A 26046-nucleotide genomic window follows, 5' to 3' on the forward strand; every position below is an offset into this window, starting at 1 on the left:
CTGTAATGACTGGTCCAACCTGTGGCGAGGGGATTTATCCCCGATGGCTGCGCAGCAGTCCCATGGATCTCATTGCTGCTCAAATCTTTGGGATTGCTGCGCAACCCAGCGGGAGCAAGCTCCCTCGTCACATGGTTTTTCGTTTATTTCAGCTCAGGCAGGCGTGCTTCGTTTTTGACTTCGGTCGCCGCAATCGCATCCGCCGGCAGCACCACCCGTTGTTTGCTCAGCAACTGGCCCATGTTCGCCAGCACGCGGTACATCGAATATTCCTCGGTGTAGCGGATTTCGGTGTAGCGGCGGTTGGCGTTGTAGAGCTCGTTTTCACTGTCGAGCAAATCGAGCAGGGTGCGTTGGCCGAGGCCGAACTGATCCTGATACGCCGCGCGCACGCGTTTGGTGGTCTCGGCGTATTCGCGGGCGGTCGGGGTCTGTTTCTTCGCGTTGACCATGGCATTCCAGGCCAGGTGAATGTTCTCGTTCAACTGACGCAGGGCGTTGTTGCGGATGTCCATCGCCTGGTTGATCTGGTGCGCATCGGAGGCCAGACGGGCCTTGTCGCTGCCGCCACGGAACAGGTTGTAGTTCATGATCACGCCCACGCGCCATTCGTTGTCGTGGCCTTCATCACCTTGCACATTGTTGTTCGCACCCACCGCGGCTTCGGCATCGAAGCGTGGATAGAACGGCGACTTGGCGACTTCGTACTGGCTCTCGGCCGATTGCACGTCGGCCTGGGCGGATTTCAGGTACGGGTTGTTCTCGACCATGCTCTGCTGGGCTTCGGGCAGGCTGGCGGGCAATTCGCCGCGGGTCGAGGCCGGAGCTTCCAGCTCATCGGGCATGCGCCCGACCACGGCATAGAAGTTCGATTCGGCGTCGGCCAGATCGACTTCGGCGGTATCGAGGTTGTTTTGTGCCAGCGCCTTACGGGCCACCGACTGGTCGGAGTCGGCGGTGCTGCCGATGCCGCGCTGGGTGCGCAGGCCGATCTGATCGTTGACCCGCAAGTGCGCCTGCAGGTTGTTTTTGGCCAGGCTCACCAGTTCGCGACGCTTGAGCACTTCAAGGTAGACCTCGATGGTGCGCAGGGCCAGATCCTGGGCGGTGCCTTGCGCGTAATAAGCGCGCGAGTTGGACACACCCTTGGTGCGCTCGACCTCGTTGGCGGTGTTGAACCCGTCGAACAGCATCTGCCGCAGGCGCAGCTCGGACTGGGTGTAATTGAGGATGGCGGTGTGGTGATTACCGAGGGCCCGGGTGTTGGTGTTGTCGCTGTAGCCGCGACCATAAGCGGCGTTCAGATCGACGGACGGATAGAAGCCACCCCTGGCGACTTTCACTTGTTCGTCGGCCGACAGTTTTGCGTCCACGCGCGAGGCCAGTTCCGGGTGGGTGGCAATGGTGCTTTGGATCGCTTCGGTGAGGTTCATTGCCTGGGCTTGAGAAGTGCAAGCCATGGCCAGCAAAACCGCGCTGCAGAGGGGGGTTAGAACGCGCATGGGTGCATCTCCCTGAGTCCTGATGGTGTGTTACTGTCGCCAAATATTTGACGAACTTTTTAGGTGTAAGCGTTTCACTCTTGTAACAACAGAGCTAAGAACATCCTGAAGCGTAGCTAAGAAAAAATTTTCATAAGGCTTATGCCGAAAAAAACTTATGCGCTTGGCGAAAACCGGCACATTGTTCAGGACGAAAGCCTTTGTTTCATGCGCTTTAGGGAGCACAAAAAGGCTTGAGGAAAGTTCCATTCACTTTGCGACATACGGCGAAGTAATGCTGAAGGGGAGGGACGCGTAGCGGCAGATGAGCGACAGTTTTTTGTCACTCGGGTGATTCACCACCGTTACGTAGCGTTAGTGGGCGTATGGCTTTGATCAGGATGCGGAAGTGCTTGATAGCACTGATGTTTCCGAAAAAGCCACCTGCGAAACGAACTGTTGAAGGTGCGAGCGTCGCCTCCAACAACCCGATTGAGCCATGGGCTGCTTCGCTTACCAGTGCCGACGGTGGTCGGCAGCGGAGGATTTCACATGGCAACGCTCATTGGCACAGTCACTAAAGTCATTGGCCAGGTTTTCGCTCAGTCGGCCGACGGTACTAAACGCGCACTGGTTGAGGGGGATCGCCTGTTTGTCGGCGACCAACTGATCACCGGCGCGGAAGGCGCTGTCGCCGTTCATCTGCAAAACGGCCAGGAACTGACCCTCGGACGCGGCAGCAGCATGACCATGACCGGTGAACTGCTGGCGGGTCAGGCGGCGCATGTAAATGCCGCGGAGGCTGTGACACCGAGCGACGCGCAATTGACCGACGTCGAGCAGATCCAGAAAGCCATCGCCGCCGGTGACGACCCGAGTAAAACCGCTGAAGCCACCGCGGCCGGTCCGAATGCCCCGGGCGGCGCACCGGGAGAGGCGGGCGGCGGTCACAGTTTTGTCTTGCTGACCGAAGTCGGCGGACGCGTCGACCCGATCATCGGTTTCCCCACCGCCGGATTCGGCGGTATTCCTGAATTCCCCGAAGAACGCCGCAACGCGGTGATCGACAACGGTGACAACACCCCGGCAGTCGTGGTGCCGCCACCGGTGAACAATCCGGTGACCCTTACCGGCCTGAATGTGGCGGGCGGCGAACTGAACCTCAGTGAAGCCAATCTGCCTGACGGTTCGTCGGCCAACCCGGGTGCACTGACGCAAAGCGGCAGCTTCACCGTGTCGGCGCCGGACGGTTTGACCAGCCTGAGCATCGGCGGCATCAACCTGATCAATGGCGGCGTCGCGGTCGGGTTCCCGCAATCGGTCACCACGCAACTGGGCAACACCCTGACCATCACCGGTTACAACCCGGCGACGGGCGTGGTCAGTTACAGCTACACCCTCAACGGCAACGAAAGCCACGCGGCCGGCGACGGCGCGAACAACCTCAGCGAACAGTTCACGGTGATTGCCGGCGACAGCAACGGCGACACCGCGACCGGCACGCTCGACGTCAACATCACCGACGACGTGCCGAAAGCGTTCGATGACAGCAATGGCACGGCGTCAGAGACTCAACTGACGCTGACCGGCAACGTCCTGACCAACGACGTGCAAGGCGCGGACCGCGTACCGACCGGGCCGGTAACCCCGGGTACGTTCACCGGTACTTACGGCACCTTGGTGCTTAACGCCAACGGCACGTACACCTACACGCTGAACCCGACCGATGCTGACTTCAAAAACCTGCACGGTGGCGGCAACGGCACGGAAACCTTCGCCTACACCATTACCGATTCCGACGGTGATACCAGTACGGCGAATCTGGTTTTGCAGATCCACAACAATGACGATCCGGTAGTCATCAATGGCTTGAGCGTCGAAGGCGGCGAGCTCACCGTCTACGAGAAAAACCTCACTGACGGCAGTGCACCGGATTCCACCGCTCTGACCCAAAGCGGCACCTTCACCATCACCGCACTCGATGGCGTCACCACCCTGACCGTCGGTGGCATCGCTGTCGTCACCAACGGCGTGGCCGCAGGTTTCCCGCAATCGGTCACCACGCCGTTGGGCAGTACCCTGACTATCACCGGTTTCAACGCGGCGACCGGCGTCGTCAGCTACAGCTACACCCTGGTCGATAACGAAGCCCATCCAACCGCCAGCGGCGCGAACAATCTGCCTGAGCAGTTCGCCGTCACCGTGGTGGACGACAACGGCACGACGGCCAATGCCACCCTGGATGTGAACGTGATCGACGACCTGCCCAAAGCGGTCGATGACAGCAACACCGGCACCGCTGCCGAAACGAATCTGATCTTGACGGGCAACGTCCTGACCAACGACGTGCAAGGCGCGGACCGCGTACCGACCGGGCCGGTAACCCCGGGCACGTTCACCGGTACTTACGGCACCTTAGTGCTTAACGCCAACGGCACGTACACCTACACCCTGAACACCACCGATGCCGACTTCAAAAACCTGCACGGTGGTGGCAACGGCACGGAAACCTTCGCCTACACCATTACCGATTCCGACGGCGATACCAGCACCGCCAACCTCGTCCTGCAGATCCACAACAACGACGATCCTGTGGTCATCAACGGCCTCGATGTGAATGGCGGCGAACTCACCGTCTACGAGAAAAACCTCACTGACGGCAGCGCACCGGATTCCACCGCGCTGACCCAAAGCGGCACGTTCACCATCACCGCACTCGATGGCGTCACCACGCTGACCGTCGGCGGCATCGCCGTCGTCACCAACGGCGTGGCCGCAGGTTTCCCGCAATCGGTCACCACGCCGCTCGGCAGTACGTTGACCATCACCGGTTTCAACGCGGCGACCGGCGTGGTCAGCTACAGCTACACCCTGGTCGATACCGAAGCCCACCCAAGCGCCAACGGCGCGAACAATCTGCCTGAGCAGTTCGCCGTCACTGTGGTCGATGACAACGGCACCACCGCCAATGCCACCCTCGACGTGAACATCGTCGACGACCTGCCGAAAGCCGTGGATGACAGCAACGCCAGCACCGCCTCGGAAACCTTACTGACCCTGACCGGCAACGTCCTGACCAACGACGTGCAAGGTGCGGACCGCGTACCGACCGGGCCGGTAACCCCGGGCACGTTCACCGGTACTTACGGCACCTTGGTGCTTAACGCCAACGGCACGTACACCTACACCCTGAACACCACCGATGCCGACTTCAAAAACCTGCACGGTGGTGGCAACGGCACGGAAACCTTCGCCTACACCATTACCGATTCCGACGGCGATACCAGCACCGCCAACCTCGTCCTGCAGATCCACAACAACGACGATCCTGTGGTCATCAACGGCCTCGATGTGAATGGCGGCGAACTCACCGTCTACGAGAAAAACCTCACTGACGGCAGCGCACCGGATTCCACCGCGCTGACCCAAAGCGGCACGTTCACCATCACCGCACTCGATGGCGTCACAACCCTGACCGTCGGCGGCATCGCCGTCGTCACCAACGGCGTGGCCGCAGGTTTCCCGCAATCGGTCACCACGCCGCTCGGCAGCACGTTGACCATCACCGGTTTCAACGCGGCGACCGGCGTGGTCAGCTACAGCTACACCCTGGTCGATAACGAAGCCCATCCAAGCGCCAACGGCGCGAACAATCTGCCTGAGCAGTTCGCCGTCACCGTGGTCGATGACAATGGCACCACCGCCAATGCCACCCTCGACGTGAACATCGTCGATGACTTGCCGAAGGCCGTGGATGACAGCAACGCCAGCACCGCGTCGGAATCTTTGCTGACCCTGACCGGCAACGTCCTGACCAACGACGTGCAAGGTGCGGATCGCGTACCGACCGGGCCGGTAACCCCGGGCACGTTCACCGGGACGTACGGCACCTTGGTGCTTAACGCCAACGGCACGTACACCTACACCCTGAACACCACCGATGTTGATTTCAAAAACCTGCACGGTGGTGGCAACGGCACGGAAACCTTCGCCTACACCATCACCGATTCCGACGGCGATACCAGTACGGCGAATCTGGTGCTGAACATCCACAACAACGACGATCAGGTCTACCTCAACGGCCTCGACGTCAATGGCGGCGAACTCACCGTCTACGAGAAAAATCTCAGTGACGGCACCAGCCCCGACACTCCGGCGCTGACCCAGAGCGGCACCTTTACCGTGACCGCCCTCGATGGTCTGCAAACCCTGACCGTGGGCGGCATCAACGTGGTCACCGGTGGCGTGGCCGCTGGTTTCCCGCAATCGGTCACCACGCCGCTGGGCAGTACCTTGACCATCACCGGTTACAACCCGGCCACGGGTGTCGTGAGTTACAGCTACACCCTGGTCGACAACGAAACCCATCCGAACGCCAACGGTGCCAACAGCATCACCGAGAACTTCAACGTGGTGGCGACGGACACCGATGGCAGCACGGCCAGCGGCCAGATCAACGTCAACATTGTCGATGATTTGCCCAGCGCCCATCCTGACGCCGCATCTGTGGTGGAGGGCGGCACCGTCAGCGGTAATGTCCTGGACAACGACATCGGCGGCGCCGACGGCCCGGCCGTAACCGGTGCGGTGGTCGGCGTGCGCGCCGGCGCCGACACCTCGACTTCGGCCATCGGCGGCCTCAACAGCAACATCAACGGCACCTACGGCTACCTGACCCTGGACGCCAACGGCAACGCCGTCTACCACAGTAATCCGAATGCGGTGAATGGCCCGGGCGCGGTGGATGTGTTCACCTACACCGTGCGCGATTCCGACGGTGATGAAAGCACCACCACCATCACCATTGATGTCGCCAACAGCAAACTGTATGCAACCAGTGACACCGACGTCACTGTCTACGAAAAAGCGCTGGACCTGACCAAGGACGGCGCGGACCTGGCCGCCGGTACGGTCACCGGCAGCGATCCGGCCAGCACCGGCGAAACCGCGTCCGGCACCTTGGTCGGCTCGGTCACCGGTGCGGTCGGCGCGATCAGCTATACCTTGGTCGGCAGCGCCACCGGCAACTACGGGCAGATCGTTCTCAACCCCAACGGCACGTACACCTACACACTGACCTCAGCGGCCACCACTACACCGCATGCTGACGACGGCGCCAACACCCTGACCGAAACCTTCACCTATCAGGCCACCGATTCGCTCGGCAACATCGTCAACAGCACCATCGTCGTCAGCATCGTCGATGACGTGCCGAAAGCCGTGAACGACAGCAACGCCAACAGCGCCTCGGAAACGCAACTGACCCTGACCGGCAATGTGCTGACCAACGATGTGCAAGGCGCCGATGTGGTCGCGACCGGCCCGAATGCCGGGCCGATCACTCCCGCCACTGTCGTCGGGACGTACGGCACTTTGGTACTCAACGCCAACGGCACGTACACCTACACGTTGAACCCCAACGATGCCGACTTCAAAAAACTGCATGGCGGCGGCAACGGCACCGAGACGTTCACCTATACCCTGACCGATGCCGACGGCGACACCAGCACCGCCAACCTGGTGCTGAACATCCACAACAACGACGATCCGGTGCTGCTCAACGGCCTCGACGTCAATGGCGGCGAACTCACCGTCTACGAGAAAAACCTCAGCGACGGCACCAGCCCCGACACCCCGGCGCTGACCCAGAGCGGCACCTTCACCGTCACCGCTCTCGATGGTCTGCAAACCCTCACCGTCGGTGGCATTGCCGTGGTGACCAATGGTGTCGCCGCAGGCTTCCCGCAATCGGTGGTTTCGCCACTGGGTAGCACCTTCACCGTCACCGGTTACAACCCGGCCACCGGTGTCGTCAGTTACAGCTACACCCTGGTCGACAACGAAGCCCACCCGACCGGCAGCGGTGCCAACAGCCTCACCGAAAACTTCAACGTGGTGGCGACGGATACCGATGGCAGCACCGCCAGTGGGCAGATCAACGTCAACATCATCGACGACTTGCCGACCGCCAAACCCGACACCGGTTCGGTGGCGGAGGGCGGTACGGTCAACGTCAGCGTGCTCGGCAATGACATCAGCGGGGCCGATGGTGCGGCCACGGTGGTCGGTGTGCGTGCCGGCAGCAATACCGGCACCTCGGCCATCGGCGGTCTCAACAGCAACATCAATGGCAACTTCGGTTACCTGACCCTCGATGCGGCCGGCAACGCCGTCTATCACAGCAACCCGAACTCGGTGAGCCCACCAGGCGCCACCGACACCTTCACTTACACCATCCGCGACAGCGATGGCGACGAAAGCACCACCACCATCACCATCAACGTCGCCGACAGCAAACTCGTGGCGTCGGTGGACCAGGACGTGACGGTCTACGAAAAAGCCCTCGACCTGACCAAGGACGGCCAGGATCTGGCCCCCGGTACGGTCACCGGCAGCGACCCGACCAATACCGGCGAAACCACCACCGGCACGCTGGTCGGTGCAGTCACCGGCGGCAGCGGCGCGATCACTTACACCCTGGTCGGCAGCGCCACCGGCACGTACGGTCAGATCCAGCTCAACGCCGATGGCACTTACACCTACACCCTGACCTCGGCACCGAAAACCACGCCGAACGCCAACGATGGTGCCAACACCCTGAGCGAAAGTTTTACCTACAAAGCCACCGATGCGCTGGGCAACAGCACCACCAGTACGATCGTGGTCAACATCGTCGACGACGTGCCCAAAGCCGTGGCCTCGGATCGCTCGGTGGCGGCGGTGGAGATCGACTCCAACATCCTTATCGTCCTCGACATCTCCGGCAGTATGGCCGACGCCTCTGGCGTACCGGGCCTGTCGCGGCTGGCCTTGGCCAAGCAGGCCATCAGCGCCTTGCTCGACAAGTACGACGACCTCGGCGATGTGAAAGTGCAGCTCGTCACCTTCAGCAGCAACGCCACCGACCGAACCACGGTATGGGTCGATGTGGCCACAGCGAAAACCATTCTCGCCGGACTCACCGCTGGCGGTGGCACCAACTACGACGCTGCCGTGGCGACCATGTACAACGCGTTCAACACCTCGGGCAAACTCACCGGGGCGCAGAACGTCGGTTACTTCTTCTCCGACGGCAAACCCAACGAGGGCGATATTGGTACTGCCGACGAAGCGACGCTCAAAGCCTTCCTCGATGCCAACAACATCAAGAACTACGCGATCGGCCTCGGCAGCGGCGTGAGCAACGCCAACCTCGACCCGCTGGCGTATGACGGCATCAGCCACACCAACACCAACGCGGTGGTGGTCACCGACCTCAATCAACTCAACTCGGTGCTGTCCGGCACCGTTGAAGGCGCGCCGGTTACCGGTTCGCTGCTGGGCGAGGGCGGGACGTTCGGCGCCGATGGCGGCTTCATCAAATCCATCGTGGTCGACGGCACCACCTACACCTATGACCCGCGCGCCAACAGCGGTCAGGGTTCGCTGACCGCAAGCGGCGGCACCAACCACGGCACGTTCAACACGGTGAACAACAGCCTGAGCATTGCCACCAATAACAGCGGCACGCTGGTGATCAACCTCGACACCGGTGACTACAGCTACACCTCACAGAAAACCACGACCACGGTGATCACCGAGAACATCGGCTTCACCCTCAGCGACAACGACGGCGACCTCGCCAGCTCGACCCTGACCGTGAAAGTGATCCCCAACGCGCCGCCAGTGGCGATGGACGACCACGTCATCACCAACGTGTTGTCTGGCAACATCGTGGTGCCCGGCGAGTTGCTGCTGGCCAACGACACCGATCCGAATGGCGATACCCTCAACGCCACGCCCACCAGTTTCAATACCGGCTGGGTCTCGAAAGCGGCGGACTTCACCGGCACCGGGGCGATCAACTTCACCGGCACCAACGTCAACACCGCCGCCAACCAGAACCTGGCCAACGTGCGCAATGCGTTCAGTGCCAATGCCGCGACCATGACCGCCGTGCTGGTGGTCAGTGGCTATCTCGGTGCAGTGACCAACAGCAACGCCAACGATGAAGACCGCATCACCGTCAATCTGCGCCAGGGCGAAACCCTCAACCTGGATCACAACCTGGCGGCCGGTTACGTCAGCATGGAGTACTCGATCAACGGTGGCGCCTACATCGCGCTGGCGGATGGGCAAACCCTCACCGCGACGTCGGACGGCGTCTACCAGATCCACATCACCAACATCTCCAACCCCAGCGGCGGCGGTAACCCCAACGCGGCAGAAAACTATCAACTGACCATGACCCTCAACTACGCCGGGGCCCACGACATCACCCCGGACTTCAACGGCACCTACACCGCCAACGACAACCACGGTGGCAGCGACACGGCCAATGTGACCATCAGCTATCAGGACGGCCACACCCTCACCGGCACCTCTGGGGATGACGTGCTGGTGGCCGGCACCGGCAACAACATCCTCAACGCGGGCGATGGCAACGACGTGCTCACCGCAGGCTCAGGCAACAACGAGCTGCACGGCGGCGCGGGTAACGATTTGCTCTACAGCGGCCCAGGCAATGATCTGCTCGACGGCGGCACCGGCATCGACACGGTCAGCTACGCCCACGCCACCGCCGGGGTCACGGTCAACCTCGGCCTGCTCGGTGCGCAAAACACCCTCGGCGCCGGCACCGACACCCTGACCGGCATCGAAAATCTGGTCGGCTCGAACTTCAACGACACCCTCACCGGTGACAACAATAACAACGTGATCAACGGCGGCCTGGGCAACGACATCCTCAACGGTGGCGGTGGCGATGACCTGCTGATCGGCGGCCTGGGCAACAACACCCTGACCGGCGGGCCGGGCGCGGACACCTTCCAGTACCTCAAGGGCAACAGTGGCCACGACACGATCACCGACTTCACCCCCGGCACCGACAAACTCGACCTGTCGCAACTGCTGCAAGGTGAAAACGGCAGCACCGCGTCGCTCGACGACTACCTGCACTTCACCGTCACCGGCAGCGGCGCCTCGGTGCTCACCAGCATCGACGTCAGCGCCCTGGCTGGCGCCACGCCGAACCAGACCATCGACCTGGCCGGTGTCAACCTCGCCAGCCATTACGGCGTAACGCCGGGGGCGGGCGGGGTGGTCGCTGGCGGACACGACACGGCGACGATCATCAGCGGGATGTTGAATGACCATTCGTTGAAGGTGGATACGGTGTAAGCAAAGTCCGAAACGACAAAACCCGCCGCTCCGATGATCGGGGCGGCGGGTTTTTCATGCTTTACGCCAGGGCGCTCGTCCTTGCTGACATCATGGCGGGTATCAAAAACAGAATCTATGATTGCCCGCTATCAGAGGCCACTCCCGACGGCTGGGGCAACACGATTGTCTGCAGTGCTCCGGTGTAGGGTGGCAGTTCATTGAGGGTTTCCATCGCGCCATTCACATTTGTGCTTCCTTTGCTCAGGCCGATGGTGAAGATGCCAAAATCGTTACCGATGCCATTGTCCTGGTGATTGACGATATAGAGCCTGACAGATTGACGAGCGGCAACCGTGAACGTAAGCGAGAAGTCATATTTGGTGCCGTTTTTAGGAAGTTCACGAACGACTTGCGGGCTATTCGGCAAGCTGGTGGTGAGTGCCAGAATCGGATTGACCAGATTGGCGTTGGGAAACTCGCGGATGTGACAAGCCTTCATTGTGAACATGTAGGTGCCGGGCGCCAGCACAAAGTCCTGGTAAAAAATGGCACCCGAATAGCCTGTGGAGGGGGCGACGTCAGTGAAGTTGAAGTACGCCTTCTCGCCTGCATGGACGCGAATTGATCCGCTTCGGGCTCCCGTGTAGAGGTCCCAGCCGTTGTAAGTGCTGTCCTGAAAGTCGGTCATGTGCGAGAGGGTCAGGGTTCTCGCCGAAGACTCTGGAGTCGAGCCATATGCTGACCTGACCGTATAGCGATGGTCTCCAATATCCTGATCAGTCAGCGTACGACTCCAGTCGCCTTGAGGGTTTACGTCGAATGTGACTATGGCAATACCATTGTCACGCAGCGTGATTGCCTGATTGGCAGTGCCCTCGCCCGTGAGCATGAGGGTGGTTGCGGTGGTAGTCGCACCGTCGGGGATTTCCGGGCCGCTGGCGGAATGACCTTTCACCGAGATGATGGTCGGATCCACCTGTTTGACGGTTCGGACGCTATAGCGGCGCACCGGAAACCCAACCGCCGTCGCCGCATTCGCCACCCCATCAAAATTAACCTTGAGCGTCACCTTCAACTCACTGCCATCTTTCAAGTCTTTCAACCAGTCCAGCGGCACCGCCCGGCTCAAGCCTGATGCACCCACGCCCACTTCACCGCGAAGGTCGTCGAAGGTCACGGTCTGGTCCTGATTGTCCTTGCCTTCGTACTGCAACCACAGCCGCTCACCCTCGACGTGCGGCCAGGTCGTAACGGTGAGCTGGGCGGTGGGCTGTAACAGCGCCACGTCGAGTTCATTGCCGGTCTTGCCATCCACCACCGGCGTCGGCAAACGCGTATCGCCCTCGTTAATCTTCGACACGCTCAGGTTCAAATCAGGCGACTTGCCTTTCTGTGCGTTATCGCGATTCAGGTTCCACCGCAACCGAATTTCCTTGCCATGCCTGGCTGTCAGGAACGCCAGACTTAATACCGTGTTTGTGCGTTTATTATTGTTGAACGGCACCAATGGAAACTGCGGTGCGCCTGCCGGTGGGTTGACCTCCACCAGCCGCGCTTTGTCGCCTGGCAGAGCGCCCAGATATTCGACCCGGATGGTCACGCCTTGCGGATAGGCCAGCGCGTCGATCGGGCTCACCGCCGGTTTCAGCAGCACCGGCGGCAACAACTCGATAACCTCTGAACCGATGACTTCGGCCACGGCATTTTTCGAAGTAGCGAAGACGTTGCCATTTTTCAGCAATTCGTACTTCGCCCGCACCACGCTGCCGGCGAGCACTTTGGCGTTGGGCACCATCAGTTTGTAGGTGAACGGGATCCGCACGACGTCCTGTTCCACACTGTGCAGGGTAACTGTGCCGTTCGACGCGGTGGCGCTGTAGCTCACGCGGATTTTATCGTTGGGTTGCCACAACGGAGCAAAGGTGTGGACCAATACGGTCAGATCCTTGCCGGAGAGTTTGTCCAGATCAATAGTGCTCGGATCGTCGTTCGGGTCATCCGGATCCTCGGCCAGATCGGGGGCGACCAGGCGGGTTTCCTTCAGGTTCACATCGACCTCCACCGCGCCGGAATAGGGCGAATCGGTGTCCGGCCCGTTGCCGAGCTGGTCGGTGACGGTGTAGGAAAAGATGAACTTCGGGTTGTCCCCGGCGCTCAGGAACACCGCTTCCTCGACCATCACGCAGATCCTGGTCGGCTCGGCCGAGGGAGTGGGCGGGGCCTCGGCGGCGGTCACGGTGTGCGGGACATCCTGACCGTTGCAGTTCAATCGGATCTGGTCGTAGGCGCGGCAGTAAGGGTAGGCGAAACATACTTGCACGCCCTGTTTGGCGCGGTCGGCGTCGATGCCGTCGTCGAGCACGTCCTGGGGCAGGATCAGTTGCAGTTCGGAATGGGCGCTATCGCCGGGCGAGCGATCCTCGATGCCGGGGCGGATGCTGTTGTACAGCAGAGTCAGCTCCGGCGTGGAGGTGCCTTTGTTTTCGCTGATGCGGGTGATGGTGTAAACGAGGGTATTGACGCGATCGGTCAGCAGCAGGCCCTTGGGCAGATACAGGGTGTGACGGGAATTTTCTTCGCCAGCCAGGACGGTTTTTGTGGCTTCGGTATCGGCGCCGTTGAGCCGCAGCCGAATGACATCGCCTTCTTGCAGCGTGCCAGATTGCGGAGGGTCGACGACGATGGTCAGGCCCATGGGCTTGAGGTCGTAGACATGCTTGGGCACACCATAGACAGCACCGACCACCGGGGTGGTGGCGTCTGGAGCGTGGGGAGGGAATAGCGCCAATATGGTGTTGTCGCTGGATTTGGCTGTGGCCATGTTTACGGCTCCTGGACGGTGGGCGGGCAGGAGTTATCAGAGCGCGTTGTGGGGGAAAGCGCACCTGTCAGATCTGACAGGTGCGGAACGTTTTTCGACGAGCGGTGGCCTTGGTGCTGTCTGTTGTATCTTCAGAGGTCGATCGAGTGGAGGGTATCAGGGCTTTTGCAGCGTCTTCTGTCGAAGAATATAAACCGTCACCAGCACCGCACTGGTCAGCATGAACCCCCGTGCCCACGGCATCGGTACCAGGTAACACGAGAACAGAATGCTCGCCCACATCAGCCCGATCGCGTAGACCTTGCCCTTGAGCGGAATGCCGTTGCCGTCGAGGTAGTCGCGAATCCACGGACCCAGTTTCGGGTGTTCGACCAGCCAGCGATAGAAACGCGGAGAGCTGCGGGCGAAACAGGCGGCCGCCAGCAGGAGGAAAGGAGTGGTAGGCAGTACGGGCAGGAAGATCCCGATCACCCCCAATGCCACGCTGAGCCAGCCGATGGCCAGCAGGATGTAGCGCAACATCAGGGGGCGGTTGCCTATGGGGTTGTCCATAGGCCGGAGCTTAGTGGTGACGTGGCTTGAGGATCGCCGGTTTTTCGTCAGGCGCCTGGCACAGCAGGTACAGCGCAGTCAGGGCTTCCGGAATTTGCACAATCATGTCGTCCATCAGGTTGGCGTCCTTGGCGATGTCTTCGAACTCTGGCTGTTCGTCGAACAGGCCCGAACCGACCATGATCGGCAGGAGCATTTCGCTGACCTCTTCTTCGGCGGTTTCGAACCAGGCCGCTTCACGCAGGAACACGCCTTCCATGAAACCGATGCACCAGCCGCGCAGTTCGGAGTCGTCCGGCTCGTCGCCCAGATCCAGTTCGCATGGCAGCTCGAATTCTTCGTCGGACGCCAGTTGACGGGCGATGTGTGCCTTGAGGCCGATCAGGGTGGCTTCGATCTCTTCGCGCTGGGCGTCGCTGCTGTAATGCGGCTCTTCAGCGAACAGGGCGTCGATCCACTCACGCTCCGGTACCTCTTCTGCGCAGATCGACAGCGCGGTCAGGTACCCGTGGGCGGCCACGTAATCCAGCGCCTCGTCATGCAGCTCGTCGGCATCGAGGAAAACTTGCAGGCGGGTCAGTTGCTCAGCGAAGGACATTACGGGGCTACCTTGGGGGAATAAACAATGCGGGAATTCTAGGCCTTCTTGCGCGCTCAAGCCAGCCGCACGGCAGATTTGCCGTAATTACAGGCAACACCAATAACCCTGTGGGATTTATGTGACAGGTTTGAGGGTGTCTTCTCAGCGGCACCCCCTGCCGGGGAGGGCTCGGGTATACTGCCGCGTTTTGCGCTCCCTGCTCGTATTGCGGTTGTCTGGCAATGCGCTCTTACGTTTTGTTTAAGCAGCCTTGGCTGTCCTGAACCAGCCTGTGCAGGGATGTTTCGGTAGATTTTTGGAGTTTTTATGCTCGAACAGGCTCAACGCGTCCTCAAGGACATCTTCGGCTACGACAGTTTCCGTGGCCGTCAGGGTGCAATCATTGAGCGCGTGGCCAGCGGCGGTGATGCGCTGGTGCTGATGCCTACCGGTGGCGGCAAGTCCCTGTGCTTCCAGGTGCCGGCGCTGCTGCGCGAAGGCCTGGCAGTGGTGGTGTCGCCGTTGATCGCCTTGATGGACGATCAGGTCGCCACCCTTGAAGAACTGGGCGTAGCGGCCGCCGCATTGAACTCCACGCTCAGCGCCGAGCAACAGCGCGACCTCGCAGCCCGTATCAAGCGTGGCGAAGTGAAGATGCTCTATCTGGCGCCCGAGCGTCTGGTGCAGCCGCGCATGTTGTCGTTCCTGCAAGGGCTCAACATTGCGCTGTTCGCCATCGACGAAGCGCACTGCGTGTCGCAATGGGGCCACGATTTCCGTCCGGAATACCTGCAACTGGGCCAGTTGGCGGAAATGTTTCCCGACGTGCCGCGCATTGCCCTGACCGCCACCGCCGACAAGCGTACCCGCGAAGAAATCGTTACCCGCCTGCATCTGCAGAACGCCGAGCGTTTCCTGTCGAGCTTCGACCGGCCGAACATCTTCTATCGGATCGTGCCCAAGGAGCAGCCGCGCAAGCAGTTGCTGGCGTTCCTCGCCGAGCGGCGCAGCGATGCCGGCATTGTCTATTGCCTGTCGCGCAAGAAGGTCGAGGAAGTGGCGACGTTCCTCAGCGAACAAGGCTTCCCGGCGCTGCCCTATCACGCCGGCCTGCCCAACGATCTGCGTGCCTATCACCAGAAGCGTTTCCTCAATGAGGAAGGCTTGATCATGGTCGCCACCGTCGCGTTCGGCATGGGTATCGACAAGCCCAACGTGCGCTTTGTCGCACACCTCGATCTGCCGAAATCCCTTGAGGCGTATTACCAGGAAACCGGGCGTGGTGGCCGTGACGGTCTGCCGGCGGATGCGTGGATGGCCTACGGTCTGCAAGACGTGGTGATGCTCAAGCAGATGCTGCAGAACTCCGAAGGCGATGAGCGGCACAAGCGTCTGGAGCAGCACAAGCTCGACGCCATGCTTTCGCTGTGTGAAGAAACCCGCTGCCGTCGCCAGACGCTGCTGGCCTACTTCGATGAAGACATGCCCGAGCCGTGCGGCCATTGCGACAACTGCGTCGATGGCGTGCAGACCTGGGACGCCACCGAGCCGGCACGTCAGGCGTTGTCGGCGATTTTCCGCACCGGCCAGCGTTATGGCGTAGGTCATCTGGTGGATGTTTTGCTGGGCAAGGACAACGAAAAGGTCCGCAGCTTCGGCCATCAACATCTGTCGGTGTACGGCGTCGGCAAGGCGCTCAGCGAAAGCGAATGGCGTTCGCTGTTTCGCCAGTTGGTCGCGCGCGGGCTGGCCGATGTCGATCACGAAGGGTATGGCGGGCTGCGTCTGAACGACAGCTGCCGACCACTGCTCAAGGGTGAAGTGACCCTGGAGTTGCGCCGCGATCTCAAGCCGCAAGTCACCGCCAAGACCACCAGCAAGAGCCCGGCCAGCCAATTGGTGCGCGGCGAGGAGCGCGAACAGTGGGAAGCGTTGCGCGCCCTGCGGCGCAAACTGGCGGAAGAACACGGCGTGCCGCCGTACGTCATCTTTCCCGACTCGACCTTGCTGGAAATGCTGCGCAGCCAGCCGACGTCCCTGGCGGAGATGGCCCGGGTCAGCGGCGTCGGCGCGCGCAAACTGGAACGCTATGGCGAGGCGTTCCTCGAGGTGCTCGGCGGCGAGGCCGAGGCACCCAAAGCGGTGGCCGACGTGCGCCACGAATTGATCACCCTGGCCCGCGCCGGCATGACGCCGTTGCAGATCGCCGGGCAGTTGCAGTGTTCGGAGAAGAACGTCTACGCCATGCTCGCTGAAGCCATCGGCAAGCAGCAGTTGTCGCTGGAGCAGGCGCTGGATTTGCCGGAAGACTTGATGGGCGAAGTGCAGGATGCCTTCCTTGATGGCGAGGGCGAGTTACCGTCGGTCGCCGAGGTGGCCGAGCTGTTTGCCGGGCGTGTGCCGGAGGGCGTGCTGTACTGCGTGCGGGCTGCGCTGCAATCTGAATTTGAAATGTGAGAGGGCGATTGCGCCAGACGCCAGACAGTTGTAACGATTCAGTACAGGTCGACTCTTGCCTATAACTGCAGGCCATGCTTAGCTGACTAATAATTAGTTTTTCTCTATTTGTCAGTCTAACCATGAGTGTTTTATGCCGTTAACCGATCAACACCGCTTTGGCATGCAACTGGCCCAGATGTCCCGTGGCTGGCGTGCCGAACTGGACCGTCGCCTCGCGGGGCTGGGCCTGTCCCAGGCACGCTGGCTGGTGCTGCTGCACCTGGCGCGCTTTGAAGACGCGCCGACGCAACGTGAGCTGGCGCAAAGCGTCGGTGTCGAAGGGCCGACCCTTGCACGCTTGCTCGATAGTCTGGAAAGCCAGGGCCTGGTGCAACGCCAGTCCGTGATGGAAGACCGTCGGGCGAAAAAGATCGTGCTCTGCGCGCCCGCCTTGCCGCTGATCGAACAAATCGAAACCATTGCCACGCAACTGCGCCACGAATTGTTCGAAGGCGTCGACGAAGCGGATCTAAAGGTGTGCATGCGCGTTCACGGGCACATTCTGGGCAATCTGGAAAAGTCTTGAGGCATAAACGCGTGCCGGTTTTTTGAGGGATCGCGCTGAGCAGACTATAAGAACTACTGGGCAATATCGTGTTCGTACCGGATGTGCGAACGCATAGAAACCGGTTTTGCTTATTTAAGGGATGCTCATGCTCGCAAGTTGGCACGTGGTACTGCGCGGTGGCGCCAAAAGGTTGCTGGTCGCTGGTGTATTCAGCTATTCGACCGCGTCGGTGGCTCTTGGGCTGGGTGACATCACGGTTCATTCAGCCCTCAATCAGCCGCTCAAGGCCGACATCGCGCTGGTGGATGTCGGCGCGCTCACCCAGAGCGATCTGTCGATCAGCCTGGCGACGGCGGATGAGTTCGGTCGCGCCGGGGTCGAGCGGGTGTTCTTCCTCAACGACCTCAAATTCACGCCGATTCTGCACGGCAGTCGCCAACTGGTCCGGGTGACCTCGAGTAAACCGGTCAACGAACCTTTTCTGAATTTTCTGGTGCAGCTCAATCAGCCCAATGGGCGCCTGCTGCGCGAGTACACCGTGTTGATCGACCCGCCGGGCTCGCCCGGTATCGTACCGGCCACCGATGAGCCGGACCCGCGCCCGCAATCCTCTGAATTCCCCACGGTCGAACCGACCACCGCGCCGACTCAGGCAGCCCAGGGCAAACGCGCAGTGGCGCCGGTGCCGCCACCGCCCGCCGCAGCGGCCAGCGATGCGCTCGCCGAACAGCTGGCCGCCAGCACCCTGCACAACCAGCAGTTGCAAAAAACCGTCGATGAGTTGAACGCAAAACTGCAGGAACAGCAGGCGCTCATCGCCGATGGCAAGAAGCAGTTGGGTGAACTGCAGACCCGACTGACCGAACTGCAGAAACCGCCACCGCCTGCGGTGGTCACGCCGACGCCGGCCCAGGTGACTGCGCCGGTCGCCGCGGCTGACGATTCCCCGAATGGCTGGTGGCTGGGTGGTTTGTTGCTGTTGCTTGGCGGACTGATTGCCGGCGTAGTGATTCGCCGTCGTCGTCAGTCAAAACAGGATGAAACAGCGCTGCCATTGTGGCCGTCCGGCAGCGACACGCAAATCGAGGAAGTGGCCGACAGTCATCCCGTCAGGCCCCACGCTACAGCCGAGCATCGCGAAGAACCCGCGGCGGGCGATGTGCTGGAAGCGGTGGGGATTTATCTGGCGTACGGACGGCTGGGTGAAGCGGTTGGCCTGCTGCGCGAGGCTTTGCACAAAGAACCGCAACGCATCGACCTCGACCTGCAACTGCTGGAAGTGCTCGGGCGTCAGGGTGATAGCGCAGCGTATGAGCAACAGGAACAGCACCTGCGTGAACTCGGTGTAGAGGCCGCGCAGCTGCAGGCGGTGCGCGAGCGTCATCCGAAACTGCTGAGTGCTGCGCCATTGGCGGCTGTTGCGCCGGTGGCTGCCAGTGTCGCGCCGGTGGTTGTCGCTGAGCCTGAGCCGGCAGCGCCCGAAGATCATTTCGAGCTGAAGCTGGATGAATTGTCGACGGCCGCCAGTTGGGATCTGGAGGACAGCCGTGCGGCGCCGCCGCGATCAACGCTGGACGAAGCACCGCAGGGTAGCCGTCTGCAAGTGCTGCCGCAGGACTTTGAGCTTCCGGCGGCCAGCGAAGAAGCGGAGCTGGAATGGATCCCCGAGCCCGAGGCTCAGCCGCTGGACGATGACTTTCTCAACGAGTTTGCTGATCCGCCGCCGTCGCTACCCCTGGAAACGCTGGAGCTGCAGATGCCGGAGGAGGAGGGCGAGGCAGGTGCCGGCAAGCTCGAGCAGGCACAGACCTGCATTGATGACGGAGACATCGACAGTGCGATTGCGTTGCTCAATGAATTGCTCAAGGAGGGCGACGAACCCCTCAGGCAAACCGCTCGAACCTTGTTGGCGGGGATTCGTTGATTGTTGAGTCACCGGTATTTTCAGGGGCGCTGGGTGATTGCTTTCGCGAGCGAGCCTGCTCCCACCGTTGAAAGGCATTCCAACTATGGGAGCGGGCTCGCTCGCGAACACGGCCCGTCAGACCTGATTGATCAGAAGGTCTGGCCGAGATTCAGGTACACCGCCTGCTCGTTGGCATCATTCAGCCCGTAACTGAAATTCAACGGCCCCAATGGTGTATCGAACCCGATAAACACACTGGCGGCGTTGATGTAGCCACTGTCGAATTCATTGTCGTTGTTCCATGCCCGGCCACGCTCCAGCGAAGCACCGGCGTACAGCGGGAAGTCCAGCGGCAGGTAGGCGCGAGGGGTCAGGCGGCGGTAATACACCGCCCGCAACAGACTGACGTTCTGTCCCGAAATCGCATCCTCACGGAAGCCCGACAACTGCCGCGCACCGCCGAGCAGGAAGCTGGAAGTGACCACGTTGGTGTCGTCGAGTGTGCGCCCGTAACGCCCGCCGAGTATCAGCGTGTCCGGCCCGCGGCTCATGGCTTTATCGAGTTTGAATTCCCATTGCCGGTAGCGTGTGTCTGACCCCAGGCTCGGTTCGAATTGCAGCAGTGTCAGACTGATGTCCTTGCCTTCGTGCGGGTAGTAGACGTTGTCCAGCGAGTCGTAGGAGTACTTCAGCGAATAGAAGCCTTCGTTGAAATGCTCGCTGGGCAGGTCCTGATCGCCAATGCGCACGTCAGCCTTGCCCCACGCCTCGCCGACGCCAAAGCGCACTTCACCGTTGTTGCCGATCTGCCGGCCGACATTCAGCGCCATGCCATAGCGTTCGACGCGGTACTGCGCGATCGGATCGTTATCGAGCACGGCATCGACGTTCTGCGCTTCGAACACCACCGACGGGGCGATGAAGTAGCGCGAGCCGACGTCCAGCGGCTGGTAGAACTCGCTGTACAGCTCCTGTTTATCGCCAATTTGCGCGCGGGTCAGCCATTCCGCGCCGAGCCGATTGATGCCGTTGACCCGGTAACTGGCACCGAGGTTGAAAGCGCTGTCGCCACGCATATCGTCCGACAGGTTGAGGCCGACCCGCAGGTAATCGGTGCCGCTGCGCTTGCCACGAGCACTGATGACCAAGGTGTGATCCTGCCCCTTGTGCACGACGCGGTATTGCACCTGCTCGAAGTAGTCGAGGCCATACAGGGTGCCCATGTCCGAGTGCAGGCGCCCCAGGTCCAGCGGTTCGCCGATGTGCTGGCGGATGTAGTAACGAATGACATCGTCATCGACTTTCGAATTGTTCTCGACCTTGATCGCGGTGATGATCGGTGTGCGCTGGCCCGGCGAGCGGGCAGCGTTGAGTTCGGCATCCTGGGATTCGGCGGATTTGAGTACGGCGAGGCGGGCGTCGAGAATTCGCGTCGCGCGGTAACCGGCGTCGATCATGTCCTGCGCCTTGCCGAAGTCGGTGACGCCGAACGCCGCCAGCGCCGGCTGGATAAGGACATCCGACGGTTTCAGGGCCGCGAGTTGCTCTTCGGAGTTGCGCCGGGTCATCAGGGTGATCGACTGGTTCAGTACGTCGACCACGGTGGTCAGCTGCTTGCTGCTGCGCAGGGGCGTTCCGATATCGACGACGATGGCGACGTCGACCCCCATTTCCCGCGCCACGTCGAGGGGGATGTTGTCGGTCATGCCGCCGTCCACCAGCAACCGGCCATCGAGTTCCACCGGGGCGAACACCGCCGGGATCGACATGCTGGCGCGAATCACCTGGGGCAGGTGACCCTTGCGGAACACCACTTTTTCGCCATTGGCGATGTCGGTGGCGACGGCGCGGAACGGGATCGGCAGCTTGTCGAAATCCCGTGTATCGCTGGTATGCGCCAGCAGGCTCTCCAGCAACAGTGCGAGGTTCTGCCCCTGAATCACCCCCAGCGGCAGGCCGAGGCTGCCGTCGTCGCGAAAGCTCAGTTTCTGTTTCACCAGAAAGTCGCGGTCATCCTGCTTGCGCCGAAACGGCACGTCTTCCCGGGGCGGGGCGTCGGACAGCGCCTGTTGCCAGTCGATGTTCAGGGCGAGTTTTTCCAGCTCGTCGATCTTGTAGCCCGAGGCATACAGGCCGCCGACCACCGCGCCCATGCTGGTGCCGGCAATCGCGTCGATCTTGATGCCTTGCTCTTCCAGCGCCTTGAGCACGCCGATGTGCGCCAGGCCACGCGCAGCGCCACCGGACAGCACCAGGCCGACCTTTGGCCGCGTGGCTTCATTGGCAGGGGCGCTGGCGTGAACGAACAAGGGCAGGTAACCAAGCAGCAGGCAGAGCAGCAGACGGCGCATTGTGAGTCTCGGGGCAAACTGTAAAGCCGGCTATTATAGCGGCGCCCTCTGTCTCAGGAGTTTCAGCGAACATGACCGCCGCAAAAGCAGAAGTTGTCATCACCTATTGCACGCAATGCCAATGGCTGTTGCGCGCCGCATGGCTGGCCCAGGAGTTGCTCAGCACCTTTGCCGACGACCTCGGCAAAGTCTCGTTGGTGCCGGGCACCGGCGGGGTGTTTCACATCACCTGCGCTGGCGTGCAGATCTGGGAGCGCAAGGCCGACGGTGGCTTTCCCGAAGCCAAGGTGTTGAAGCAACGGGTGCGCGATCAGATCGACCCTGACCGCGACCTCGGCCACAACGACAGCACTCAGTGAGACGCGGCCTCGGCGGCGACGGTTTTCTTGTCCGCATGACCTGACATCCGCGCCGACACGACGATTGCGACGATGATCAGCGCACCACCGAGCAACATCCGCAGTGTCGGGTTCTCGTCAAACAGCAGCCAGGCGACAGTGATGCCGTAAACCGGCTCCATCGCAAACACCACCGCTGCCGTGCGCGCCTTGATCACCGCCAGACTGGCCACGAACAGGCTGTGGGCCACCCCGGTGCAGAACACCCCGAGCAGGCCGATCCACAGCCAGTCCAGTGCGCGCACTTCGCTGAGTTGCGGCGCCGCGACCGGCAGCAGGCACACGGCGACCACGACGTTCTGACACAGCGCCGCCTGCACCGCCGGGATGCGCCCGGAGCTGGCGCGATTGGTCAGTGACAGCAGGGAAAACAACAGGCCGGACAGCACCGCCCAAAGCAGGCCGGTGGTCGCGCCACTGGCCAGATCGAACGCCGGCGTCACCAGCACCAGACCGACCGTGACCAGCACCACCAGCACGATCTCGTTGGCGCGGATGCGTTCGCGGAAGATCAGCCCTTCGAGAATCACCGTGAACGCCGGGAAACTGGCAAAGCCCAGCGTCGCAATCGCCACCCCGGCGATTTTTACCGAAACGAAAAAGCTCACCCAATGCCCGGCCAGCAACACACCGCTGAGGGCGAGGCGTCGCCAGTCCACAGCCTGGAGTTTTTTCCAGCCGTTCTGGCTGGCGAAACGGGCAAAAAAAGCCAGGGCGAGCACGGCGAACGCGGCACGGCCGAACACGATCACGGCAGGTGATGCCGCAGCGAGTTTGCCGAACACACCGGTCAGGCCGAACATCAGGGCGCCAATATGCAGGGCGCCAAGGGCAGTACGCGGGGTCATCGCAATCCTTAATTCAGGCACATATTCAACGGTAGGCGCAGCCTTCGGCAGCGCCTGCGCATTGAATCGTATGCAGGCTGATAAGTCTGTCGGCAGACTAGCGTCTTTTGTTGTAGGACTCGCGCCGAAGCTGGCCGGGTGATGAACCGAACTCACGCAGGACTGCGGCTGAAAAAGCACTTTGCGAGCTGTAGCCTACGCGGCTGCCTACTTCGCCGATCGGCAGTGCAGTGTCGCGTAACAGTCGCACCGCCAGATGCAGGCGCCGGCTGCGAATGTAGTCCATCGGCGTCTGTCCGCATTCGGCCATGAACCGCGCATGCAGGCGCGCGCTGGACAGGCCGGCGATGCGCGCCAGGTCGGCGACTTGCAGTGGATAGGCGGCGTATTGCTCGATGTGCGCGTCCAGCGCTGCGTAGGGCAGGCGGCGCGCGGCGAGTTCGGCCGGCCTGGCATGATTGAGGCTGGCCAACAGCAACACGGCACCCTGGCGAGCGATCAGCGGATCACTGATGGGGCTGCTGGCCAGCCAACTGACCAATTGACTTTGCCCGGTATCCAGTGTCCGGCGCGCCGGATTGTCGAGCAGGCGGCGACTGGCCTCGGCATGCTCGCCCAATGACTCCGTTACCCACGGCCCCTCAGGGATGTCGAGCACCAGGCAGCGACTGCCATCAGGGCTGCCGCAGGCATGATGGGCGCCGGACGGGACGACCACGAAACTCTGCTGGCGCACCTGACTGCCCTGGCCCTCGACCTCGAAATCCAGCGCGCCCGATAACCCGAACACCAGTTGAGCGTGCTCGTGGCTGTGGACGATCAGATCATGGGTGTAGTCGCGCAGGGTGAGGATCGGTCGCATCGCAGTTCGTCTCCGGAGTGATCGCCAGTCTACACCGGCCCGCGCCGGATGCGTTGTCACAGGACTGACTCGCGCCTGTCATGGTCGATTAACCGGACGGGCGCACTCTGGCGAAAACATCGTAGAGGGTTGCCCATGACCAGCGCCGAGCTTGCCAAACCCAGCCGTAAACAGCGAGTGCGCACCTTGTGGATTTCCGACGTGCACCTGGGCACGCGGGATTGCCAGGCGGAACACTTGTCGACGTTTCTCAAGGGCTATCACGCCGACAAGATCTACCTGGTCGGCGACATCATCGACGGTTGGAAACTGCGTGGCGGCATGTATTGGCCACAAGCGCACACCAACGTGATCCGCCGCTTGCTGACCATGAGCAAGCGCGGCACCGAAGTGATTTACGTCACCGGCAACCACGACGAATTCCTGCGCCGCTATTCGAAGCTGATTCTGGGCAATATCCAGTTGGTCGACGAGGCGGTGCATGTCACGGCAGACGGGCGGCATTTGCTGGTGATTCACGGCGATCAGTTCGATGTGATCACCCGCTATCATCGCTGGCTGGCCTTCCTCGGCGATTCGGCCTACGAATTCACCCTGACCCTCAACCGCTGGCTCAATCACTGGCGTGCGCGGTATGGCTACGGGTACTGGTCGTTGTCGGCGTATCTCAAGCACAAGGTAAAAACCGCGGTGAGTTTCATCAGCGACTTCGAAGAAGCCATCGCCCATGAATGCGTGAAGCGCGAGCTGCATGGTGTGGTCTGCGGGCACATTCACCATGCCGAGATCCGCAAGGTTGGCGAGGTCGATTACCTCAATTGCGGCGACTGGGTGGAATCGTGCACGGCGTTGATCGAGCATTGGGACGGCACGATCGAGTTGTATCGCCTGGCGGATGCCCAGGCACGCGAAGCGCAGCTCAAGGCGGCCAAAGTCGCCGAACTGGCCTGAGTCTCGGGTGGTTTAGAGGGCCTCATCGCTGGCAAGCCAGCTCCCACAGGTTTTGTGAACGGCACACAATCTTGTGGGAGCTGGCTTGCCAGCGATGAGGCCAGTACAAACAACATCAAGCGGTGGTGGTGTGTTCTTCCATTGCGGCTTTGTAAATCGAGTTCTTCGGCTGCGCAAACAGCCTTTCCACCATCGGCTCGAAGAAACTCAGCGGCAGGGTGTCATAGGCTGGATCAAACGCCGCCGCATCGTACTTGGCACAAAACTCGGCGGTCGCCTGGAACTGCGGGTGCTCTTTGAACTGCTCGCGCAGATGCCGATCCATGCCCAGGTGATGGAAGAAATAGTAGCCCTGAAAGATGCCGTGCTTCTCGACCATCCACAGGTTCTCGGCACTGACGAACGGCTTGAGGATCGCTGCGGCAATGTCCGGGTGGTTGTAGGAGCCCAAGGTGTCGCCAATGTCGTGCAGCAGCGCGCACACCACATATTCCTCATCGCGCCCGTCGCGCAAGGCTCGGGTTGCGGTTTGCAGCGAGTGGGTCAGGCGGTCCACCGGGAAGCCGCCGAAATCCCCTTCGAGCAATTTCAGGTGGGTCATGATCCGCGCCGGCAATTGTCTGGCGTAGGCACTGAAATCCGCCGCAATGATTGCCCAGTCTTCCTGGGTGCCGTCTTTCATGTGGGTGAAACGGGCATTGGCGCTCATCGGCCATCCTCGTCGGGTTGTTCAGAACGCCACGCGACCCAGGATCATGTCGCGGTACATGACGAAGTCGCCGAGCAGGCTGTACAGCGGATGCTGAAACGTCGCCGGGCGGTTTTTCTCGAAAAAGAAATGCCCGATCCAGGCGAAGCTGTAGCCGGCCAGCGGCAAGGCCAACAATAGCAGCCAGGCGCCTTTGGCGAGAGTCAGGGCCAGAATAAGAATCACCAGTGTCGTGCCGATGAAATGCAGGCGCCGACAGGTGCTGTTGCTGTGCTCGCTGAGGTAATACGGATAGAACTCAGCGAAGCTGTTGAAATGCTTTATGTTTTCCACGACCGCGTTCTCTGTGGTTATTGTTCTGGCGACGAGTTGTTCTGCGGGTAGCCTATTTGAGTCTAGAGTGATCATGGGGGTGGGCCAGTGACAATCGGCGCCACTT

Annotated in this window: 15 protein-coding genes; 6 read left to right on the plus strand and 9 right to left on the minus strand. The window is 61.3% G+C overall.

The genetic code is table 11. From position 1 onward, the window contains the following. Window positions 1–143: 143 nt before the first annotated feature. Window positions 144–1502, minus strand: coding sequence for a TolC family outer membrane protein (locus ACXX9E_RS12970; RefSeq protein WP_186744659.1), 1359 nt, complete (start codon window positions 1500–1502; stop codon window positions 144–146). 531 nt (window positions 1503–2033) lie between these two features. Between ACXX9E_RS12970 and ACXX9E_RS12975 the strand changes: the two genes are divergently transcribed. Continuing rightward, a complete protein-coding gene (locus ACXX9E_RS12975; protein WP_458555519.1) occupies window positions 2034–10640 on the plus strand; it encodes a retention module-containing protein in 8607 nt (2868 codons plus the stop codon). 115 nt (window positions 10641–10755) lie between these two features. Here ACXX9E_RS12975 and ACXX9E_RS12980 read toward each other — a convergent pair whose 3' ends face one another. The 3 genes from ACXX9E_RS12980 to ACXX9E_RS12990 all read right to left on the minus strand — a co-directional run bounded on the left by ACXX9E_RS12980 (window position 10756) and on the right by ACXX9E_RS12990 (window position 14593). Then, window positions 10756–13443, minus strand: a complete 2688-nt coding sequence (locus ACXX9E_RS12980; protein WP_458555520.1) for a hypothetical protein — start codon at window positions 13441–13443, stop codon at window positions 10756–10758. A 156-nt stretch (window positions 13444–13599) separates the two neighbouring features. Next, entirely contained in the window at window positions 13600–13995 is a 396-nt protein-coding gene (locus ACXX9E_RS12985) for a YbaN family protein (protein ID WP_123465627.1), read from the minus strand. Between the two features lie 10 nt (window positions 13996–14005). Continuing rightward, window positions 14006–14593 carry a UPF0149 family protein gene (locus ACXX9E_RS12990; protein WP_123465629.1) on the minus strand — a complete coding sequence of 196 codons (588 nt, stop codon included), beginning with the start codon at window positions 14591–14593 and terminating at the stop codon, window positions 14006–14008. 309 nt (window positions 14594–14902) lie between these two features. Here ACXX9E_RS12990 and recQ point away from each other — a divergent pair, with 309 nt between their 5' ends. The 3 genes from recQ to ACXX9E_RS13005 all read left to right on the plus strand — a co-directional run bounded on the left by recQ (window position 14903) and on the right by ACXX9E_RS13005 (window position 19506). Then, window positions 14903–17032 carry a DNA helicase RecQ gene (recQ, locus tag ACXX9E_RS12995; protein WP_186748508.1) on the plus strand — a complete coding sequence of 710 codons (2130 nt, stop codon included), beginning with the start codon at window positions 14903–14905 and terminating at the stop codon, window positions 17030–17032. A 133-nt stretch (window positions 17033–17165) separates the two neighbouring features. Then, window positions 17166–17600, plus strand: a complete 435-nt coding sequence (locus ACXX9E_RS13000) for a MarR family transcriptional regulator (RefSeq protein ID WP_027613988.1) — start codon at window positions 17166–17168, stop codon at window positions 17598–17600. Window positions 17601–17727: 127 nt separating this feature from the next. Further along, window positions 17728–19506 carry a motility hub landmark protein FimV gene (locus tag ACXX9E_RS13005; protein ID WP_458555521.1) on the plus strand — a complete coding sequence of 593 codons (1779 nt, stop codon included), beginning with the start codon at window positions 17728–17730 and terminating at the stop codon, window positions 19504–19506. A 131-nt stretch (window positions 19507–19637) separates the two neighbouring features. Here the strand turns inward: ACXX9E_RS13005 and ACXX9E_RS13010 are convergent, their stop codons facing one another. After that, on the minus strand, window positions 19638–21839 hold the full coding sequence (locus ACXX9E_RS13010) for a patatin-like phospholipase family protein (protein ID WP_458555522.1): 2202 nt from the start codon (window positions 21837–21839) through the stop codon (window positions 19638–19640). Window positions 21840–21910: 71 nt separating this feature from the next. On the opposite strand from ACXX9E_RS13010, the gene ACXX9E_RS13015 reads away from it, so the two are divergent. Then, window positions 21911–22198 carry an Rdx family protein gene (locus ACXX9E_RS13015; protein ID WP_458555523.1) on the plus strand — a complete coding sequence of 96 codons (288 nt, stop codon included), beginning with the start codon at window positions 21911–21913 and terminating at the stop codon, window positions 22196–22198. Here ACXX9E_RS13015 and ACXX9E_RS13020 read toward each other — a convergent pair. Next, entirely contained in the window at window positions 22192–23085 is an 894-nt protein-coding gene (locus tag ACXX9E_RS13020; protein ID WP_267804729.1) for a DMT family transporter, read from the minus strand. The genes ACXX9E_RS13015 and ACXX9E_RS13020 overlap by 7 nt on opposite strands. Before the next feature lie 97 nt (window positions 23086–23182). After that, a complete protein-coding gene (locus tag ACXX9E_RS13025) occupies window positions 23183–23947 on the minus strand; it encodes an AraC family transcriptional regulator (RefSeq protein ID WP_458555524.1) in 765 nt (254 codons plus the stop codon). A 135-nt stretch (window positions 23948–24082) separates the two neighbouring features. Between ACXX9E_RS13025 and ACXX9E_RS13030 the strand changes: the two genes are divergently transcribed. Continuing rightward, on the plus strand, window positions 24083–24898 hold the full coding sequence (locus ACXX9E_RS13030; RefSeq protein WP_123465641.1) for a UDP-2,3-diacylglucosamine diphosphatase: 816 nt from the start codon (window positions 24083–24085) through the stop codon (window positions 24896–24898). Between the two features lie 115 nt (window positions 24899–25013). On the opposite strand, the gene ACXX9E_RS13035 is transcribed toward ACXX9E_RS13030, so the two are convergent. Together ACXX9E_RS13035 and ACXX9E_RS13040 are read right to left on the minus strand one after the other, a co-directional pair. Next, complete coding sequence (locus tag ACXX9E_RS13035; protein ID WP_123465643.1) at window positions 25014–25607, minus strand: HD domain-containing protein; 594 nt, start codon at window positions 25605–25607, stop codon at window positions 25014–25016. 21 nt (window positions 25608–25628) lie between these two features. Beyond that, entirely contained in the window at window positions 25629–25940 is a 312-nt protein-coding gene (locus ACXX9E_RS13040) for an Mpo1-like protein (protein WP_123465645.1), read from the minus strand. Window positions 25941–26046: the final 106 nt, after the last annotated feature.

It is taken from the genome of Pseudomonas sp. GNP014 (assembly GCF_054344005.1).

Excerpts from the sequence above, each read along its gene's own strand:
- ACXX9E_RS12970 (WP_186744659.1), bottom strand. The coding sequence starts at position 1,502 with ATGCGCGTTCTAACCCCCCTCTGCAGCGCGGTTTTGCTGGCCATGGCT.
- ACXX9E_RS12975 (WP_458555519.1), top strand. The coding sequence starts at position 2,034 with ATGGCAACGCTCATTGGCACAGTCACTAAAGTCATTGGCCAGGTTTTC.
- ACXX9E_RS12980 (WP_458555520.1), bottom strand. The coding sequence starts at position 13,443 with ATGGCCACAGCCAAATCCAGCGACAACACCATATTGGCGCTATTCCCT.
- ACXX9E_RS12985 (WP_123465627.1), bottom strand. The coding sequence starts at position 13,995 with ATGGACAACCCCATAGGCAACCGCCCCCTGATGTTGCGCTACATCCTG.
- ACXX9E_RS12990 (WP_123465629.1), bottom strand. The coding sequence starts at position 14,593 with ATGTCCTTCGCTGAGCAACTGACCCGCCTGCAAGTTTTCCTCGATGCC.
- recQ (WP_186748508.1), top strand. The coding sequence starts at position 14,903 with ATGCTCGAACAGGCTCAACGCGTCCTCAAGGACATCTTCGGCTACGAC.
- ACXX9E_RS13000 (WP_027613988.1), top strand. The coding sequence starts at position 17,166 with ATGCCGTTAACCGATCAACACCGCTTTGGCATGCAACTGGCCCAGATG.
- ACXX9E_RS13005 (WP_458555521.1), top strand. The coding sequence starts at position 17,728 with ATGCTCGCAAGTTGGCACGTGGTACTGCGCGGTGGCGCCAAAAGGTTG.
- ACXX9E_RS13010 (WP_458555522.1), bottom strand. The coding sequence starts at position 21,839 with ATGCGCCGTCTGCTGCTCTGCCTGCTGCTTGGTTACCTGCCCTTGTTC.
- ACXX9E_RS13015 (WP_458555523.1), top strand. The coding sequence starts at position 21,911 with ATGACCGCCGCAAAAGCAGAAGTTGTCATCACCTATTGCACGCAATGC.
- ACXX9E_RS13020 (WP_267804729.1), bottom strand. The coding sequence starts at position 23,085 with ATGACCCCGCGTACTGCCCTTGGCGCCCTGCATATTGGCGCCCTGATG.
- ACXX9E_RS13025 (WP_458555524.1), bottom strand. The coding sequence starts at position 23,947 with ATGCGACCGATCCTCACCCTGCGCGACTACACCCATGATCTGATCGTC.
- ACXX9E_RS13030 (WP_123465641.1), top strand. The coding sequence starts at position 24,083 with ATGACCAGCGCCGAGCTTGCCAAACCCAGCCGTAAACAGCGAGTGCGC.
- ACXX9E_RS13035 (WP_123465643.1), bottom strand. The coding sequence starts at position 25,607 with ATGAGCGCCAATGCCCGTTTCACCCACATGAAAGACGGCACCCAGGAA.